Origin of the sequence: Rathayibacter sp. AY1C4 (genome assembly GCF_002932195.1) — a bacterium.
GTDB lineage: Bacteria > Actinomycetota > Actinomycetes > Actinomycetales > Microbacteriaceae > Rathayibacter.
This window is the reverse complement of record NZ_PSWE01000001.1, coordinates 210,524-227,129: the sequence shown is the minus strand read 5'-3', so window position 1 is coordinate 227,129 and position 16,606 is coordinate 210,524. Positions and strand designations below refer to the sequence as shown.

The window sequence follows — 16,606 nt, the reverse complement described above, 5'->3', positions numbered from 1 at the left end:
CGCGGACCCGCGCTGGAGGGGCCGGAGCGGTGGGCGGCCGACCGGCGACGGCGGCCTCCCGGAGCGCGGGCTCCCCGATCCGGCCCGACCCGGACGCGAGCGACGGGCCGGGCGGGCTTCTCGGCCCTGTGGCAGCATGGGCGGCGGACGGCGCCCCGTCCGCCGCCGTGCCCCTCGAGAGAAGACCGCGATCGTGCCCAGCGAAGACGCGCCCACCGGCCCCTCCGCCGCGAGACGCCGCGGCCGCTCCGCGACGACGATCTACGACGTCGCCCGACTCGCCGGCGTCGCCCCCTCCACCGTCTCCCGCGGGCTGAGCACGCCCGGACGGCTGAACGCCGCGACCGAGCAGCGGATCCGCGCCGCCGCGAAGGAGCTGGGCTACCGGCTCAACCCGATGGCGCGCGCGCTGCCGACGGGCCGCACCTCGACCCTCGGGCTGCTGGTGGCCGACATCACCAACCCGGCCTTCTTCCCCGCCGTGCGCGGAGCGGAGCGGGCGGCGTCGCTCCGCGGCTTCACGATGATCCTCGCCGAGTCGCAGGAGTCCGGGGAGCGCGAGGCCGAGGCGGCCGACCGCATCGCCGCCTCCACCGACGGGCTCGTCCTCGTCAGCACCCGCCTCAGCGACGAGGAGATCATCGCGCTGGCCGGGCGCATCCCGGTCGTCGTCCTCAACCGCGTGGTCCCCGGCGTCGCGGGGATCGTGCCCGATCTCGCCCCCGGGATCGACGCCGCGCTCGACCACCTCGCGGCCCTCGGCCACCGCTCCCTCGCCTTCGTCGCCGGTCCGCCCGACTCGTGGATAAGCGCCGCGCGATGGGAGCTCCTCCTCGACCGCGCTCCGCAGCGGGGCATGACGGTCGTCGAGATCGGGCCGGGCGTCTCGACCCTCGAGGGCGGGAGGAGCGCGCTCGCGAGGGTGACCGCCTCCGGCGTCGGCGCGGTGATCGCCTACAACGACCTGGTCGCCATCGGACTGATGCGCGCGGCTCAGGAGTCGGGCGTCGCGATCCCGGAGCAGCTCAGCATCATCGGCTTCGACGACATCTTCGGGAGCGACTTCACCTCGCCGCCGCTGTCGACCATCAGCGCACCGCTGGGCCGGATGGGCGAGCGGGCGGTCCGCCGGGTACTCGGCGACGAGGAGCCTCCGGAGCGGGCCGACGATCTGCCGACGGAGTTCGTCCCGCGCGCCTCGACGGGACCCCGCCGCGACTCCTGACCCCGGTCCGCGCCCGGCGCGCCATCCGGTGCGACACCTCTGGCAATCGGTTGACACTCCTCGGTACCCATACTTGGATGGCCCCGTGCCGACGAAGCTGCTGAACGATCCCGACCGACTCCTGCCGATCGACCCGACGACCCGGGCGATCGCCCGCGACCTCCACTCGAGCGTCGCCGACCTGCCGATCCTCTCCCCGCACGGGCACGTGGATCCGCGCCTCCTGCTCGAGGACCGCCCCTTCGCCGACGCGTCCGAGCTCTTCCTCCGGCACGACCACTACGTCACCCGGCTGCTCCACTCCGCCGGGATCGACCTCGGCGATCTCGGCATCCCCGGAGGCGAGCGCCTCGCCGGCCCGGAGGAGGTGTGGCGCACGTTCTGCGCGCACTGGCGGATCTTCGCGGGAACCGCCTCGGGCTACTGGCTCCAGTCGATCCTCGCCGAGCAGTTCGGCATCACCGAGCAGCCCGACGCCTCCACCGCCGACGCCCTCTTCGCGGCGATCGGGGCCCGGCTGGCGTCCGACGCCTTCCGCCCGCGGGCGCTCTTCGAGCGGTTCGGGATCGAGGTGCTGGCGACGACCGACGATCCGCTGGACGACCTGGCCGTCCACCGGGCTCTGGCGGAGGATCCGGCGTTCCCGGGCCGCGTGCTTCCGACCTTCCGCCCCGACGCCTACCTCGATCCCTCCACCCCCGGCTGGCCCGAGCGCGTCGCCGCCCTGGCCGCCGCCACCGGAACGAAGGAGTCCAGCTTCCCCGGATTCCTCGAGGCCCTCCGCGCCCGTCGCCGGTACTTCCTCGACCACGGCGCCGTCTCCGCCGACCACGGAGTGCTGGAGCCGCTGACCGTCGACCTCGACCCCGCCGAGGCGCAGTCCCTCTTCGCCCGCGCCCGCGCCGGCACGATCGACGCCGAGGGCAGCCGCGTCCTCGCCGCGCACCTGCTGCTGCAGTCCGCCCGCATGAGCGTCGACGACGGCCTGGTGATGACCGTCCACGCCGGCGTGCTGCGCAACCACGATCGGCCGACCTTCGAGCGCTTCGGTCCCGACACCGGCCACGACATCCCCGTCGCGACCCGGTTCGCCGAGCCCCTCCGCCCGCTGCTGCAGGAGCTCGGCAACGCGCCGGGCTTCCATCTCGTCCTCTTCGGGATCGACGAGAGCACCCACTCGCGCGAGCTCGCTCCCCTCGCCGGCTACTACCCGTCGGTGTTCCTCGGAGCGCCGTGGTGGTTCCTCGACGCGCCCGACGCGGTGCTGCGCTTCCGCGCCGCCGTGACGGAGACCGCCGGCTTCTCGCGGAGCTCCGGCTTCATCGACGACACCCGCGCGTTCCTCTCCATCCCGGCCCGTCACGACATGGCGCGGAGGCTGGACGCCGCGTTCCTCGCGCGCCTGGTCGCCGAGGGGCGCATCGACTCCGAGACGGCGAGCGCCGTCATCCTGGACCTCATCGACGCCCAGCCGCGGAAGGTCTTCAAGCTGTGAGCGGGCACGGCGGAGGAGGCGGTCTCGATCGCGCGTCCTCGGGCCTGCCGGCGGCTCCCGTCCGCATCGTCCACCTCGGCCTCGGCGCCTTCCACCGAGCGCATCAGGCCTGGTACACGCACGCCGTCGACGACGACCACGAGTGGGGCATCGCCGCATTCACCGGCCGGAGCCCCCGCGCGGCCGAGGAGCTCGCCGCGCAGGACGGCCTGTTCACGCTGATCGAGCGCGGACCCGAGGGCGACTCGGCGACGGTCGTGGGCAGCATCGTCGAGGCGGTCGACGGCGCGGAGGTCGCGCGTCTCGTCGAGCTCGTCGCGGCTCCGGCGACGGCGATCGTCACGCTGACGATCACGGAGGCCGGGTACCGTCTCGCCGCGGACGGCGGCCCCGACCTGGACGACCCCGCCGTCCGGAGCGACCTCGCCGCCCTCCGATCGGGAGGAGCGCCGACGACCGCGCTCGGCCGCCTCCTCCTCGGCCTCACCGCCCGGCGCGACGCCGGCTCCGGCCCGCTCGCCGTCGTCCCCTGCGACAACCTCTCCGGCAACGGCCCTCTCGTGCGCCGTGGACTGCTCCTGCTCGCCGAGCGGCTCGACCCGTCGCTCGCCGACTGGATCGACAGCACCGTCTCGTTCGTGGCGACCTCCGTCGACCGGATCACCCCGGCCGCCACGGCGGCGGACCGGGAGGCGGCGGCCGAGCTCACCGGCATCAGCGACGCCGCGTCCGTCGTGACCGAGCCGTTCCGCGACTGGGTCCTCTGCGGCGGCTTCCCCGCCGGCCGACCCGCCTGGGAGCGCGCCGGAGCCCGCTTCGTGGACGACATCGAGCCCTTCGAGCGGCGCAAGCTGCGACTGCTCAACGGCGCGCACACGCTCCTCGCCGCCACCGGCCGCCGGCGGGGCCTCGCCACCGTCGCGGAGGCGATCGCGAACCCCGCCTGCCGGAGCGCCGTCGAGGCGTTCTGGGCGGAGGCGGCGGCCGGCCTCCCCGCCGGTCTCGACGCGGACGCCTACTGCGCCGCCCTCCTCGGGCGCTTCGGCAACCCCCGGATCGAGCACCGCCTCGAGCAGATCGGCGCCGACGCGACCGCCAAGCTCCGCATCCGGATCGCGCCCGTGCTTCTCGCCGAGCGCGCGGGCGGACACGACGGAGCCGCCTCCCTCCGTGCCGTCGCCGACTGGATCGCACTGCTGCTCCAGGGCGACCGCCTGCCCGACGCGCAGCGCCCCGCCCTCGACCGCGCCCTCGGCTCCGCCCGACCCGTCGAGGCACTGCTGCGGCTCGTCGAACCGCGCCTCGCCGACGACCCGGCCCTCGTCGCCGCGGTCGCCGCTCAGGCGGCCTAGACCTCCACCCTGCCTCTCCGCGCGGTGCCTTCCGGCACCGTCGGCAACCGATTGCCACCCTCGCACCGTCTCGATGCGGCGCGGATCCCCGACGGGTCCGCGCCCGGGTAAAGGAGCCCGCATGACCCCCCGCACCACCGCGCCCGGAGCGCCCGCCGCTGAGAAGCTCTCGAAGCTGAGCATCGTGGGCTACGGCGCCGGCGACACGGCGAACAACCTCGCTTTCACCACCGCCACGATGTTCCTGCTCGTCTACTACACCGACGTCGCCGGGATCTCCGCGGCCGCGGCGGGCACGCTGCTGCTCGTCGTGCGGATCTTCGACGCGTTCGCCGACGTCTTCGCCGGCCGGGTCGTGGACCGCACCTACAGCAGGCGCTTCGGCAAGTTCCGGCCCTTCCTGATGTTCGGGTCGGTTCCGCTCCTGCTGCTCTCGGCCGCGACCTTCTCCGTCCCGCAGATCGGCGAGAGCGGAACCCTGCTCTACGCCTACCTGAGCTATGCCGCGCTCGGCCTCGCCTACAGCCTCGTCAACATCCCCTACGGCTCACTCGCCGGAGCGATGACGCAGGTCGGCACCGAGCGCGCGAAGCTCGCCAGCGCCCGCGCCATCGGCGGCGCGATCGTGGGGGCCGGGCTCGGCACCTTCATGGCCCCGCTGGTCGTCCCCGGCGCCGATCTGCAGTCGCTCTTCTCGATCGTCACGCTGAGCTTCGTCGTCGTCGGCTCCGCGCTCTACCTCTTCACGATCCTGACCGCGAAGGAGCGCGTCCAGCGCGACGTCGCGCACGTCACGTTCCGTCAGAGCATGACGACCCTCCGCTCCAACCGGCCGCTGCTCTTCCTCTGCCTCAGCTCGTTCCTGTTCCTCACCGGGACGCTCGCGCTCCAGACCGTGCAGCTCTACTACCTGCGCGACGTGCTCGGATCGGTCCAGCTCTACGCCGCGATGTCGCTGATCCAGCTCGCCCTGACCTTCGGCCTGGCCGCCCTCGTCCCGACGATCGTGCGGCGGTTCGGCAAGCGCAACGCCTACATGGCCGGAGTCGCGGTCCTGATCAGCGGCGGGACGGTCGTCTTCCTCGCCCCGGGCGACGCGGTGGCGGTCGGCTTCGGCGGACTGGTCCTCGCCTACGTCGGCATCCAGCTCGTCAACATGCTCGTCTGGGCGATCGAGGCCGACACCGTCGAGTACGGGGAGTGGAAGACCGGCATCCGCTCCGAGGGCACGATCTACGCCCTGTTCTCCTTCACCCGCAAGACCGGCCAGGCGGTCGGAGGCGCCCTCGCCGCGTACGCGCTGGCCTGGGGCGGCTACGTGGCCGGGGCCGCGGAGCAGAGCGAGCACGCCGAGTGGGGCATCCGCGCCGCCGCCGGCCTCATCCCGGCCGTCGCGGCCCTGCTCGCGGTGCTGATCATGGCGTTCTACCCGCTGACCGACCGCCGGCACGCGCAGATCGTCGCCGAGATCGCCGAGCGCCGCGAGAGCACGGGTCAGGCCGCGCCCGTGGCGCCCGGCCTCTCGACCGCCGCGTTCTCGATGGACCGCGCTCCCGGCCGGAACCCCTGACCCGATCCCCCACCACGAAAGGCATCCCATGAAGATCGACAAGGCCGAGGTCGTCGTCACCAGTCCCGACCGCAACTTCGTCACCCTCAAGCTCACGACCGACGACGGGCTGACCGGCCTCGGCGACGCGACCCTCAACGGCCGCGAGCTCGCCGTGGTCTCCTATCTCGCCGACCACGTCGTGCCGCTGCTCCTCGGTCGCGACGCCTCGCGCATCGAGGACACCTGGCAGTTCCTCTACCGGTCGTCCTACTGGCGCCGCGGGCCGGTCACGATGGCGGCGATCGCGGCGGTCGACACCGCCCTCTGGGACATCAAGGGCAAGGCCGCCGGCATGCCGCTCTACCAGCTGCTCGGAGGCGCGTCCCGTACCGGCCTGCTCGCCTACGGCCACGCGTCCGGGCGGACGGACGCGGAGCTGTTCGACAGCATCCGCGAGCACCAGGAGCAGGGGTACCGCGCGATCCGCGTGCAGACCGCGGTGCCGGGACTGACCTCGATCTACGGCATCGCCTCCAACGCCGTCCTCGAGGGCAACGCCGGCGTGCGCTACGACCACGAGCCGGCGCAGCGCGGCGGCCTGCCGACCGAGGAGGACTGGGACACCCGCGCCTACCTGCGCCACGTCCCCCGCGTCTTCGAGGCCGTCCGCAACGAGTTCGGACCGGGGCTCCCCCTCCTCCACGACGGCCACCACCGGATGACGCCGATCCAGGCCGCGGCCCTCGGCAAGTCCCTCGAGCCGTACGACCTCTTCTGGCTCGAGGACTGCACGCCCGCCGAGAACCAGGAGGCCCTCCGCCTCGTCCGGCAGCACACCACCACGCCCCTGGCGATCGGCGAGGTCTTCAACACCGTCTGGGACTACCAGCTCCTCATCCGCGAGCAGCTGATCGACTACATCCGGAGCGCGGTCACGCACACCGGAGGCGTCTCCCACCTCCGGAGGATCCTCGACCACGCCGCGCAGTACCAGATCAAGTCCGGGATGCACGGACCCACCGACGTCTCCCCGGTGGGCATGGCGGCCGCGATGCACCTGGGCCTGGCGATCCACAACTTCGGGATCCAGGAGTACATGAAGCACGGCGAGCGGACCGACAGCGTCTTCCAGCAGTCGTTCACCTGGAGCGAGGGACGGTTGCACCCGGGCGACGCCCCCGGTCTGGGCGTGGAGCTCGACGTCGACGCCGCCGGGAAGTACCCCTACGTGCGCGCGTACCTGCCCTTCAACCGACTCGCCGACGGCACCGTCCACGACTGGTGACCTGCCCCCCTCCGCCGAGGCGATCCCGGACCGTCGCGGGAGCCACGACCAGCGGGCCCCCTCGACGGTCCGGGGTTCCCCCGCCGAGCACAGGCCGGTCAGGGCACGAAGCGGTAGCCCATGCCCGCCTCGGTCAGCAGGTGGCGCGGATGCGCGGGGTCGGGCTCGAGCTTCTTGCGCAGCTGCGCGAGGTAGAGGCGCAGGTAGCCGGTGTCGGTGACGTGCGCGGGGCCCCAGATCTCGGCCAGCAGCGAGCGGCGGGTGACCAGCTTGCCGGCGTTGCGGATGAGGATCTCGAGCACCTGCCACTCCGTCGGAGTCAGCCGCACGGAGACGCCGTCCCGCGTCGCGCTCTTGGCCACCAGGTCCACGGTCACCTCGCCGATCACGACCAGCGGCTCGCCGTCCGCCGGCTGCACCCGCCGAGAGAGGGCTCGGATGCGCGCGAGCACCTCGTCCATCGAGAACGGCTTGGTCACGTAGTCGTCCGCGCCGGCGTCGAGCGCGCCCACCTTGTCGGCCGCGCCCGTCCGCCCCGACACCACCAGGATCGGCGCGCTCGTCCAGCCGCGCAGTCCGTGGATGACCTCGACCCCGTCGAGCCGGGGCATGCCGAGGTCGATCATGTAGAGGTCCGGATGCTCGTCCACCGCGCGGTTGATCGCCTCGGTGCCGTCGCCGGCCGTCACCACGTCGTATCCGCGGGCGGTGAGGGTGATGCGCAGGGCGCGCAGGATCTGCGGGTCGTCGTCGGCGATCAGGATCTTCATGCGGCTCCTCCGGAGTCCTCGTGCGGAGCGGTGCCCGACCCGCCGTCGTGCGGGGCGGGAGGAGCGACGTGAGCCGCAGGAGCAGCGGCAGCAGTCTCCTTCGCCAGCGGCAGCGTCACCACCATCGTCAGCCCGCCCCCCGGAGTGTCCTCCGTCTCGAGCGTGCCGCCCATCCCCTCCGTGAACCCCTTCGAGAGCGCGAGGCCGAGGCCCAGGCCCGTGAGGTTGTCGTCGTCGCCGAGTCGCTGGAACGGCACGAAGATCTCGGCGCGGCGCTCCTCGGGCACCCCGGGGCCGTGGTCGACGATCCGCAGCTGCGCGCTCCCGCCGAAGGCGCTGGCGGCCACGCGCACCCGGGTGCCGGACGGCGCGTAGCGGACGGCGTTCGCGAGCAGGTTGACCACGACGCGCTGCAGCAGCACGGCGTCGGCGAGCAGCGCCGGGCCCTCCGGATCGAGGTCGAGGTCGACCTCGCCGGGACCGAGCCCGAGCTCGTCGAGCGCGGGGAGCACCACGTCGGCGGCGTCGAGCGGAGCGAGCGCCACGGCGAGCGCCCCCGCCTCCAGCCGCGTCACGTCGAGCAGGTCGGTGACCAGCGCGGCGAGCACGGTGAGGCTCTCGTCGGCGGTGGCGAGCAGCTCCTCCCGGTCGCGCTCGCTCCAGACCACCTCGGGCGAGCGCAGTCCGCTGACGGCCGCGGTGGCCGCGGCGAGGGGCCGGCGCAGGTCGTGGCTGACGGCCGAGAGCAGGGCGCTGCGCACCCGGTCGGTCTCGGCCAGCGGAGCGAGGGAGCTGGCCGTCTCGCTGAGAGCCGCGTTCTCGAGCACCGAGTCCAGCTGGGCGGCGACGACCTGGAGCAGCCGCCGCTCGCTCCCCTCCAGCTCGCGGCCGTGCAGCTCGAGCACCGCGCCCTCGCCCACCGCGATGCGCGCGGGATCGCCCTCCGGCTGCGGCTCGCCGTCGGCCGCGACGAGCTCGCCGCCGCGCAGCAGCCGCACGCCGGTCAGCCCGAACGCCTCGCGCGAGCGCTCGAGGATCGCCTGCAGCGCCCCCTGCCCGCGGATCACGCCGCCCGCGATCGTCGCCAGCAGCTCCGACTCCGCCCCCGACCGCTTGGCGGCCCGCGCCCGCCGGGCCGCGCGGTCGACCACGGCGCTGACGAGCGCCGCGTTCAGCACGTAGAGCACCAGCGCCAGCGCGTGCAGAGGCTCGTCGACGGTGATCGTGTAGAGCGGATCGACGAAGAAGAAGTCGAGGGTCAGCCCCGAGAGCACGGCCGCGAAGAGGGCCGGCCAGAGCCCGCCGACCAGCGCGACCACCACCACCAGCAGCTGGTACGAGAGCACGTCGCTCGTGATCGACTCGTCGCTGCGGAGGCTCGAGAGCAGCCAGGTCACCAGCGGGCCGCCCACGAGGGCGAGGGCCAGTCCCAGGAGGCGGCGCCGCAGCGTCAGGGCCCCGTCGAGCCTCGGCAGCACCGCGGTGCGCCCGGCGGCGGAGTGGCTGACGATGTGCACGTCGATGTTGCCGGACTCGCGGATCACCGTCGACGCCGTGCCGGGCGTCAGCGCCGAGGCGAGGCGGCTCCGCCTGCTCACGCCGATCACCAGCTGCGTCGCGTTCACCGAGCGGGCGAACTCGACCAGCGTGCGCGGCACGTCCTCGCCGACCACCTGGTGGTAGCTGCCGCCGAGCTTCTCGACCAGCACCCGCTGCGCCTCGAGCACGTGCGGCCGGGGAGTGCGGAGGCCGTCGGGGGTCACCACGTGCACGGCGAGCAGGTCGCCCCCGGAGGCGCGGGCCGCGATCCGCGCGCCGCGCCGCAGCAGGGTCTCCCCCTCCGGGCCGCCGGTGAGGGTCACGACCACGCGCTCGCGCGCCTCCCAGGTGCTGTCGATGCCGTGCTCGACGCGGTAGTCGCGGAGCGCGCTGTCGACCTCGTCGGCGAGCCAGAGCAGCGCGAGCTCGCGCAGGGCGGTCAGGTTGCCGAGCCGGAAGTAGTTGGACAGCGCCGCGTCGATGCGCTCGGGCGGGTAGACCCGGCCGTCGGCGAGGCGGTCGCGCAGCGCCTGGGGCGCCAGGTCGACGACCTCGATCTGATCGGCGGCGCGGAGGACCGCGTCCGGGATCGTCTCGCGCTGCGGCGCTCCGGTGATCGCGTGCACCACGTCGTTGAGCGACTCGATGTGCTGGATGTTCACGGTCGAGAAGACGGTGATGCCGGCGTCGAGGAGCGTCCGCACGTCCTCCCAGCGCTTCTCGTGCCGGGAGCCGGGGGCGTTGGTGTGCGCGAGCTCGTCGACCAGCGCGACGTCGGGCCGGCGGGCGAGCACCGCGTCGAGGTCCATCTCGTCGAGCAGCACACCGCGGTGCTCGACGGCCCTCCTCGGCACGACCTCCAGCCCCTCGACCATCGCGGCGGTGGCGGAGCGGCCGTGCGTCTCGACCACGGCCACCACGACGTCGCGGCCCTCGGCGGCGAGCCGGCGGCCCTCCTCGAGCATCGTGTAGGTCTTGCCCACTCCGGGCGCGGCTCCGAGGAGCACGCGCAGGCGGCCCTTCGTCATGCTCCCGGCCTCCCCTCGTGCTCGCGGCTCCGGGGCGCCCCGGGCTCGCGGGACCGGCGTCGATCCGCTCGATCGGACGGTCGCGACGAGCCGATCGCGATTCTACGAGCCGGAGGCGCCACCGGAGCGGTCACAGCCGCGCGAGAGCGGCGTTGAGCTCGAGCACGTCCACCGTCGGCTCGCCGAGGTACCCGAGCTCGCGGCCCGCGGTGTGCTCCTCGACCAGCGCGCGCACGGCGCTCACGTCGAGCCCGCGGGCGGCGGCGACGCGGGGCGCCTGCAGCTGCGCGTAGGCGGGGCTGATCGCGGGGTCGAGCCCCGAGGCGGAGGCGGTCAGCGCATCGGCCGGCACCGCGGCCGGGTCGACGCCCTCGAAGGCGGCGATCGCGGCCCGGCGCTCCTCGACGGACGCGACCAGGTCGGCGTTCTCGGGGCCGAGGTTGCTGCCGGTCGAGGCCGCGGCGTCGTAGCCCGCGGCGGAGGGACGCGACTGGAACCACTCGGGCAGGGGCGCTCCGTCGGCGTCCGTGAACGACTGGCCGATCAGCGACGAGCCGATCACCGCGCCGTCCTGGCGCAGCAGCGAGCCGTTCGCCTGGGCGGGCAGGGCGAGCTGCCCGATCCCGAGCACCGCGAGCGGGTACGCCGCTCCCAGCAGCACGGTGAGCACGATCATCGCGCGCAGCGCGACACCGTAGGGACGGAACATGGTCTCTTCTCTCTGTCTTCGGTGGTCGGGACGGGCGGGTCAGAAGCCGGGGATCGCGGCGACGATCAGGTCGACGAGCTTGATCCCGAGGAACGGAGCGATCACTCCGCCCAGCCCGTAGACCAGGAGGTTGCGGCTGAGGATGCGCGAGGCGGCGACCGGGCGGTACGCCACTCCCCGCAGCGCGAGCGGGATCAGCACGACGATCACCAGCGCGTTGAACACGATCGCCGAGAGGATCGCCGAGGCCGGCGAGTGCAGCTGCATCACGTTCAGCACCGCGAGCCCGGGGAAGACCCCCGCGAACATCGCCGGGATGATCGCGAAGTACTTCGCCACGTCGTTCGCGATCGAGAACGTGGTGAGCGCGCCGCGGGTGATCAGCAGCTGCTTGCCGATCCGCACGATGTCGATGAGCTTGGTGGGGTCGGAGTCGAGGTCGACCATGTTGCCCGCCTCCTTCGCCGCCGAGGTGCCGGTGTTCATCGCCACGCCCACGTCGGCCTGCGCGAGGGCCGGGGCGTCGTTGGTGCCGTCGCCGGTCATCGCGACCAGCGCGCCGCCCTCCTGCTCGCGCCGGATCAGGGCGAGCTTGTCCTCGGGGGTCGCCTCGGCGAGGTAGTCGTCGACTCCCGCCTCCGCCGCGATCGCCTTCGCGGTCAGCGGGTTGTCGCCCGTGATCATCACGGTGCGGATGCCCATCGCGCGCAGCTCCGAGAAGCGCTCGGCGAGCCCGTCCTTCACCACGTCCTTCAGGTGCACGACGCCGAGCAGGCGGGCGCCGTGGGCGTCCTTCACTGCGACGACCAGGGGCGTGCCGCCGCTCTCCGAGACGCCGTCGACGAGCACCGTGAGGCGCGCCGCGACCGCGGACGGCAGCGGCCCCTCCTCCTCCACCCAGGCGCGCACGGCCGAGCCGGCGCCCTTGCGGATGGAGGAGCCGTCGGGGAGGTCGAGCCCGCTCATCCGGGTCTGCGCGGTGAACGGCACCACGGCGGCCTGAGCGGGCTCGACGGCGGGGCGGCCCGAGTCGCCCGCGAGGTCGACGATCGACTTCCCCTCGGGCGTCGGGTCGCTGAGCGACGAGGAGGCGGCCGCGTCGACGAGGGCGGCCTGCGCCACTCCGTCGAGCGGGAGGAACGCCACCGCCCGGCGGTTGCCGTAGGTGATCGTCCCCGTCTTGTCGAGCAGGAGCGTCGTGACGTCGCCCGCCGCCTCCACGGCCCGGCCGGACATCGCGAGCACGTTGCGCTGCACGAGCCGGTCCATGCCGGCGATGCCGATGGCCGAGAGGAGGGCGCCGATGGTGGTCGGGATGAGGCAGACGAGCAGGGCGACCAGCACCGGGACGCTCACGGAGGCTCCCGCGAACGAGGCGATCGGGTTCAGGGTCAGCACGACCACGACGAACACGATCGAGAGGCTCGCCAGGAGGATGTCGAGCGCGATCTCGTTCGGCGTCTTCTGCCGCGACGCGCCCTCGACCAGGCCGATCATCCGGTCGACGAAGGTCTCGCCCGGCCGCGAGGTGATGCGCACCACGATCCGGTCCGAGAGCACTCGCGTGCCGCCCGTCACCGCGCTGCGGTCGCCCCCGCTCTCGCGGACGACCGGCGCCGACTCGCCCGTGATCGCCGACTCGTCGATGGAGGCGATGCCCCAGACGATGTCGCCGTCGCCGGGGACGAGGTCGCCCGCCTCCGCCACGACCACGTCGCCCAGCTGCAGCTCGGCCGAGGAGACCTCGACCAGGCGGGCCGACAGGGCGGAGGGGTCCGCGGGGTCGTAGTCGGCCACGCGCCGGGCCGGAGTGCTGGTCCGGGTGGCGCGCAGGCTCTCGGCCTGGGCCTTGCCGCGGCCCTCGGCCACCGACTCCGCGAGGTTCGCGAACACCACGGTGAGCCAGAGCCAGATCGCGATGCCGGCCGTGAAGGTGACGGGCACCGTCGATCCGCCCGACTCCTCCGGCCCCCCGAGGAACGGCTCAGCGATCGCCAGCACCGTGGTCAGCACCGCGCCGACCTCGACGATGAACATCACGGGGTTGCGCCACATCAGGCGCGGATCGAGCTTGCGCAGCGCTCCGGGGAGCGCGGCGGCGAGCTGGCGCGGCCCGAGGGCGGCGCGGGTGGGGCGCGCGGGTTCCGCGGGGGCCTCGGTGAGTGCAGTGGTCATCGGAGTCGCAGTCCTTCCGCCAGGGGGCCCAGCGCGAGTACGGGGAAGTAGGTGAGCGCGGTCACGACGACCGTGACGCCCACGAGGAGGCCGACGAACTGCGGCCGGTGGGTGGGCAGCGTGCCGGCGCTGGAGGGCACCGGCGACTGCGCCGCGAGCGAGCCGGCCAGGGCGAGCACCAGCAGGATCGGGAGGAAGCGGCCGAGGAGCATCGCGACGCCGAGCGCCGTGTTGAGCCAGGGCGTGTTCGCCGTCAGCCCCGCGAACGCCGAGCCGTTGTTGTTGGACGCGGAGGTGAAGGCGTAGAGCACCTCCGAGAGCCCGTGCAGCCCGGGGTTCAGGATCGACGTGCTCTCCACGTCCTCCCGCACCGCCGGGATCGCGAAGCTCAGGGCCGTGCCGGCCAGCACGAGCGTCGGCGTCACGAGGATGTAGAGGCTCGCGAGCTTGATCTCGCGCGGGCCGAGCTTCTTGCCCAGGTACTCGGGCGTCCGGCCGACCAGCAGCCCGCCGACGAACACTGCCAGCACCGCGAGCACGAGCATCCCGTAGAGGCCCGAGCCGACGCCGCCGGGGGCGACCTCGCCGAGCATCATGTTGAGCATCGGCAGCATGCCGCCGAGCGCGGTGAAGGAGTCGTGCATCGCGTTGACGGCGCCGGTCGAGGTGAGCGTCGAGGCGGTCGCGTAGAGGGCGGAGCCGGCGATGCCGAAGCGCGTCTCCTTGCCCTCCATCGCGGCTCCGGCGGCCTGCGCCGCGGATCCGCCGCCCGCCGCCTCCAGCGCGGTGAGGGCCGCGAGCGACACGACGAAGATCGTCGCCATCGCCGCGAGGATCGCGCGGCCCTGCCGCACGTCGCCGACCATCCGGCCGAAGGTGCGCGGCAGCGAGAACGGGATCGCGAGGATCAGCACGATCTGCAGCAGCGACACCCACGCCGAGGGGTTCTCGAACGGGTGCGCGGAGTTGGCGTTGAAGTAGCCGCCGCCGTTGGTGCCGAGCAGCTTGATCGCCTCCTGCGAGGCCACCGCGCCGCCCGGGATGCTCTGCTCGCCGCCGGTGAGCGTGGTCACCGTCAGCGGGCCGTTCAGGTTCTGGATCACGCCGCCCGCGATCATCACGACCGCTGCCGCCACCGCGAGGGGCAGCAGGAGGCGCAGCGTGCCGCGCACGAGGTCGACCCAGAAGTTGCCGAGCGTTCCGGAGGAGCGGCGCGCGAATCCGCGGATCAGCGCCACCGCCACGGCCAGGCCCACGGCCGCCGAGACGAAGTTCTGCACGGCGAGGCCGCCGAGCTGCACCGCGAAGCCGAGGGTCGCCTCCGGGGAGTAGGACTGCCAGTTGGTGTTGGTGACGAACGAGACGGCGGTGTTGAACGCCAGCCCCTCCGGCACCGCGGGCAGGCCGAGGGAGCCGGGCAGGACCGCCTGGAGGCGCTGCATCCCGTAGAGCAGGAGCACGCCGACGAGCGAGAAGGCCAGCACGGCCCGGAGGTAGGCGCGCCAGCTCTGCTCGCCCGCGGAGTCGACGCCGATGAGGCGGTAGACGCCGCGCTCGAGGGCGAGGTCGCGCGTCGAGGTGTAGACGCGGAACATGTGGTCGCCGAGGGGGCGGTGGAGGAGGGCGACGGCCAGGCCGACGGTCGCGACCTGGAGGACGGCGAGGAGCGGATCCATCAGAAGCGCTCCGGTCGGATCAGGGCCGCGACGAGGTAGACGACGGCGGCGAGCGCCAGCACGGCCGCGAGGGCGTCGAAGACGATCACCGGCCCGCCTCCTTCTCGCGGGTCCCGCGGGTCGCCGAGGGGGGCGGTCCGCCCAGCCGCTCGACCCCCTTCGCGGCGAGAGCGATGAGCGAGAAGAGGGCGAGCACGCCGAGGAGGTAGGCGAGGTCGAGCACGGAGGACTCCATCCGGGGAGCGGACGACGCCCGGGACCGGACGCCTGCCGGGAAGCGGCACAGGAAGCGATGCAACACCTCGCGGGGGCCCCTCGGAGCGGTCCTCACGGTTCCCCTACGGCCCGGCCCGGAGTCCTCGCGTTTCCCTCACGCGGACGGCGGCGGGCGCCCGGCGGAGGGGCGCGAGCCGGGCGGGAGCCGAGCGGTGAGAGCGTTCTCCCCCAGCAACGGCGGGGGTCGACGTCCCGAAGATCACATTTCGGCATCGCCTGGACAAATTCGCCGCCCGCGCTTTACTCCCCCCGATCGAAGGAATATGTTCTCTCCGTGGACAAAGCCCCTCGGGGCTCTCCCGCCCTCCCGGGCGACGACACGACGACGTGCGCCACACGTGCACGCCTCTTGTCGTCCTCTCCCTCGGACACTGCTTTCAGAGAGGAATGCACTCCATGAAGTTCTCCCGCGGCATCACCACGCTGGCCGCCGCCGGCATCATCTCCCTCGGCCTCGCGGCCTGTTCCGCGAGCCCCGCCAACTCCGGAGGCGCCGCTGCCGGCGCCGGCGCGGAAGGCGACTGCACCGTCGGCATCTCGATGCCCACGCGCAGCCTCGAGCGCTGGATCAACGACGGCGAAGGCCTCCAGTCGCAGCTCGAGGGCGACGGCTGCACCGTCGACCTCCAGTACGCCGACAACAAGACCGATCAGCAGATCTCGCAGATCCAGAACCAGATCGCCGGCGGCTCCAAGATCCTGGTCATCGCCGCGATCGACGGCGAGGCGCTCGCGCCCGTCCTCGCCGAGGCGAAGAAGCAGAACGCCACCGTCATCGCCTACGACCGTCTCATCAACGGCACCGCGGACGTCGACTACTACGCGACCTTCGACAACTACAAGGTCGGCCAGCTCCAGGGCCAGTACATCGAGTCGACCCTCGACCTGAAGAACGCCGCGGGTCCCTTCACCCTCGAGCCCTTCGCCGGCAGCCCCGACGACAACAACGCGAAGTTCTTCTTCTCCGGCGCGTGGGACGTCCTGCAGCCTTACATCGAGAGCGGCAAGCTCACCGTCCCCTCGGGCAAGTCGCCCGCGTCGGACGACGACTGGGCCTCGATCGGCATCCAGGGCTGGGCCTCCGACAAGGCGCAGTCCGAGATGGACAACCGCCTCTCGTCCTTCTACACCGGCGGCCAGAAGGTCGACGTCGTGCTCTCCCCCAACGACAGCCTGGCCATCGGCATCGAGGCCTCGCTGAAGTCGGCCGGCTACACCCCCGGCGCCGACTACCCGGTCATCACCGGCCAGGACGCCGACAAGGCCAACGTCAAGGCGATCCTCGCCGACGAGCAGTCCATGACGGTCTGGAAGGACACCCGCACCCTCGGCGACCGCGTCTTCCAGATGGTGCAGTCGATCGTCGCGGGCGAGGAGCCCGAGGTCAACGACACCGAGACCTACGACAACGGCGAGAAGGTCGTCCCGTCCTACCTGCTGGAGCCGCAGGTCGTCACGAAGGACGACGTGCAGTCGGTCCTCGTCGACTCCGGCTTCCTCAAGGCCGGCGACGTCGGACTCTGA

13 protein-coding genes are annotated in these 16,606 nt (G+C 73.0%); 6 read left to right on the top strand and 7 right to left on the bottom strand.

Annotated features, from left to right (window positions below; genetic code table 11):
- The first annotated feature begins 193 nt into the window (after window positions 1-193).
- The 5 genes from C5C99_RS00995 to manD all read left to right on the top strand — a co-directional run bounded on the left by C5C99_RS00995 (window position 194) and on the right by manD (window position 6,909).
- Window positions 194-1,225, top strand: a complete 1,032-nt coding sequence (locus C5C99_RS00995) for a LacI family DNA-binding transcriptional regulator (RefSeq protein WP_181074519.1) — start codon at window positions 194-196, stop codon at window positions 1,223-1,225.
- 85 nt (window positions 1,226-1,310) lie between these two features.
- Window positions 1,311-2,720 (top strand): glucuronate isomerase, encoded by a 1,410-nt coding sequence (uxaC, locus tag C5C99_RS00990; protein ID WP_104339452.1) that lies wholly within the window; start codon window positions 1,311-1,313, stop codon window positions 2,718-2,720.
- Complete coding sequence (locus C5C99_RS00985) at window positions 2,717-4,072, top strand: mannitol dehydrogenase family protein (protein ID WP_181074518.1); 1,356 nt, start codon at window positions 2,717-2,719, stop codon at window positions 4,070-4,072. Before uxaC ends, C5C99_RS00985 begins: the two co-directional genes overlap by 4 nt.
- A 121-nt stretch (window positions 4,073-4,193) precedes the next feature.
- Window positions 4,194-5,642: a glucuronide transporter gene (gene uidB, locus C5C99_RS00980; protein ID WP_104225767.1), complete on the top strand. Its 1,449-nt coding sequence runs from the start codon at window positions 4,194-4,196 to the stop codon at window positions 5,640-5,642.
- A gap of 28 nt (window positions 5,643-5,670) precedes the next feature.
- Complete coding sequence (gene manD / locus C5C99_RS00975) at window positions 5,671-6,909, top strand: D-mannonate dehydratase ManD (RefSeq protein ID WP_104222646.1); 1,239 nt, start codon at window positions 5,671-5,673, stop codon at window positions 6,907-6,909.
- A 98-nt stretch (window positions 6,910-7,007) separates the two neighbouring features.
- On the opposite strand, the gene C5C99_RS00970 is transcribed toward manD, so the two are convergent.
- The 7 genes from C5C99_RS00970 to C5C99_RS16950 form a co-directional block, all read right to left on the bottom strand.
- On the bottom strand, window positions 7,008-7,679 hold the full coding sequence (locus C5C99_RS00970) for a response regulator (RefSeq protein WP_104222647.1): 672 nt from the start codon (window positions 7,677-7,679) through the stop codon (window positions 7,008-7,010).
- Entirely contained in the window at window positions 7,676-10,246 is a 2,571-nt protein-coding gene (locus C5C99_RS00965; protein WP_104339451.1) for an ATP-binding protein, read from the bottom strand. Before C5C99_RS00965 ends, C5C99_RS00970 begins: the two co-directional genes overlap by 4 nt.
- Before the next feature lie 130 nt (window positions 10,247-10,376).
- On the bottom strand, window positions 10,377-10,955 hold the full coding sequence (kdpC, locus tag C5C99_RS00960; protein ID WP_104225770.1) for a K(+)-transporting ATPase subunit C: 579 nt from the start codon (window positions 10,953-10,955) through the stop codon (window positions 10,377-10,379).
- A gap of 39 nt (window positions 10,956-10,994) precedes the next feature.
- Complete coding sequence (gene kdpB, locus C5C99_RS00955) at window positions 10,995-13,130, bottom strand: potassium-transporting ATPase subunit KdpB (protein ID WP_104247546.1); 2,136 nt, start codon at window positions 13,128-13,130, stop codon at window positions 10,995-10,997.
- On the bottom strand, window positions 13,127-14,806 hold the full coding sequence (kdpA, locus tag C5C99_RS00950; protein ID WP_104268826.1) for a potassium-transporting ATPase subunit KdpA: 1,680 nt from the start codon (window positions 14,804-14,806) through the stop codon (window positions 13,127-13,129). Before kdpA ends, kdpB begins: the two co-directional genes overlap by 4 nt.
- Entirely contained in the window at window positions 14,806-14,895 is a 90-nt protein-coding gene (gene kdpF, locus C5C99_RS00945) for a K(+)-transporting ATPase subunit F (protein WP_068209492.1), read from the bottom strand. Before kdpF ends, kdpA begins: the two co-directional genes overlap by 1 nt.
- Window positions 14,892-15,041 carry a hypothetical protein gene (locus C5C99_RS16950; RefSeq protein WP_167299012.1) on the bottom strand — a complete coding sequence of 50 codons (150 nt, stop codon included), beginning with the start codon at window positions 15,039-15,041 and terminating at the stop codon, window positions 14,892-14,894. Before C5C99_RS16950 ends, kdpF begins: the two co-directional genes overlap by 4 nt.
- 437 nt (window positions 15,042-15,478) lie before the next feature.
- Between C5C99_RS16950 and chvE the strand changes: the two genes are divergently transcribed.
- Window positions 15,479-16,606, top strand: coding sequence for a multiple monosaccharide ABC transporter substrate-binding protein (gene chvE, locus C5C99_RS00940; protein WP_374952918.1), 1,128 nt, complete (start codon window positions 15,479-15,481; stop codon window positions 16,604-16,606).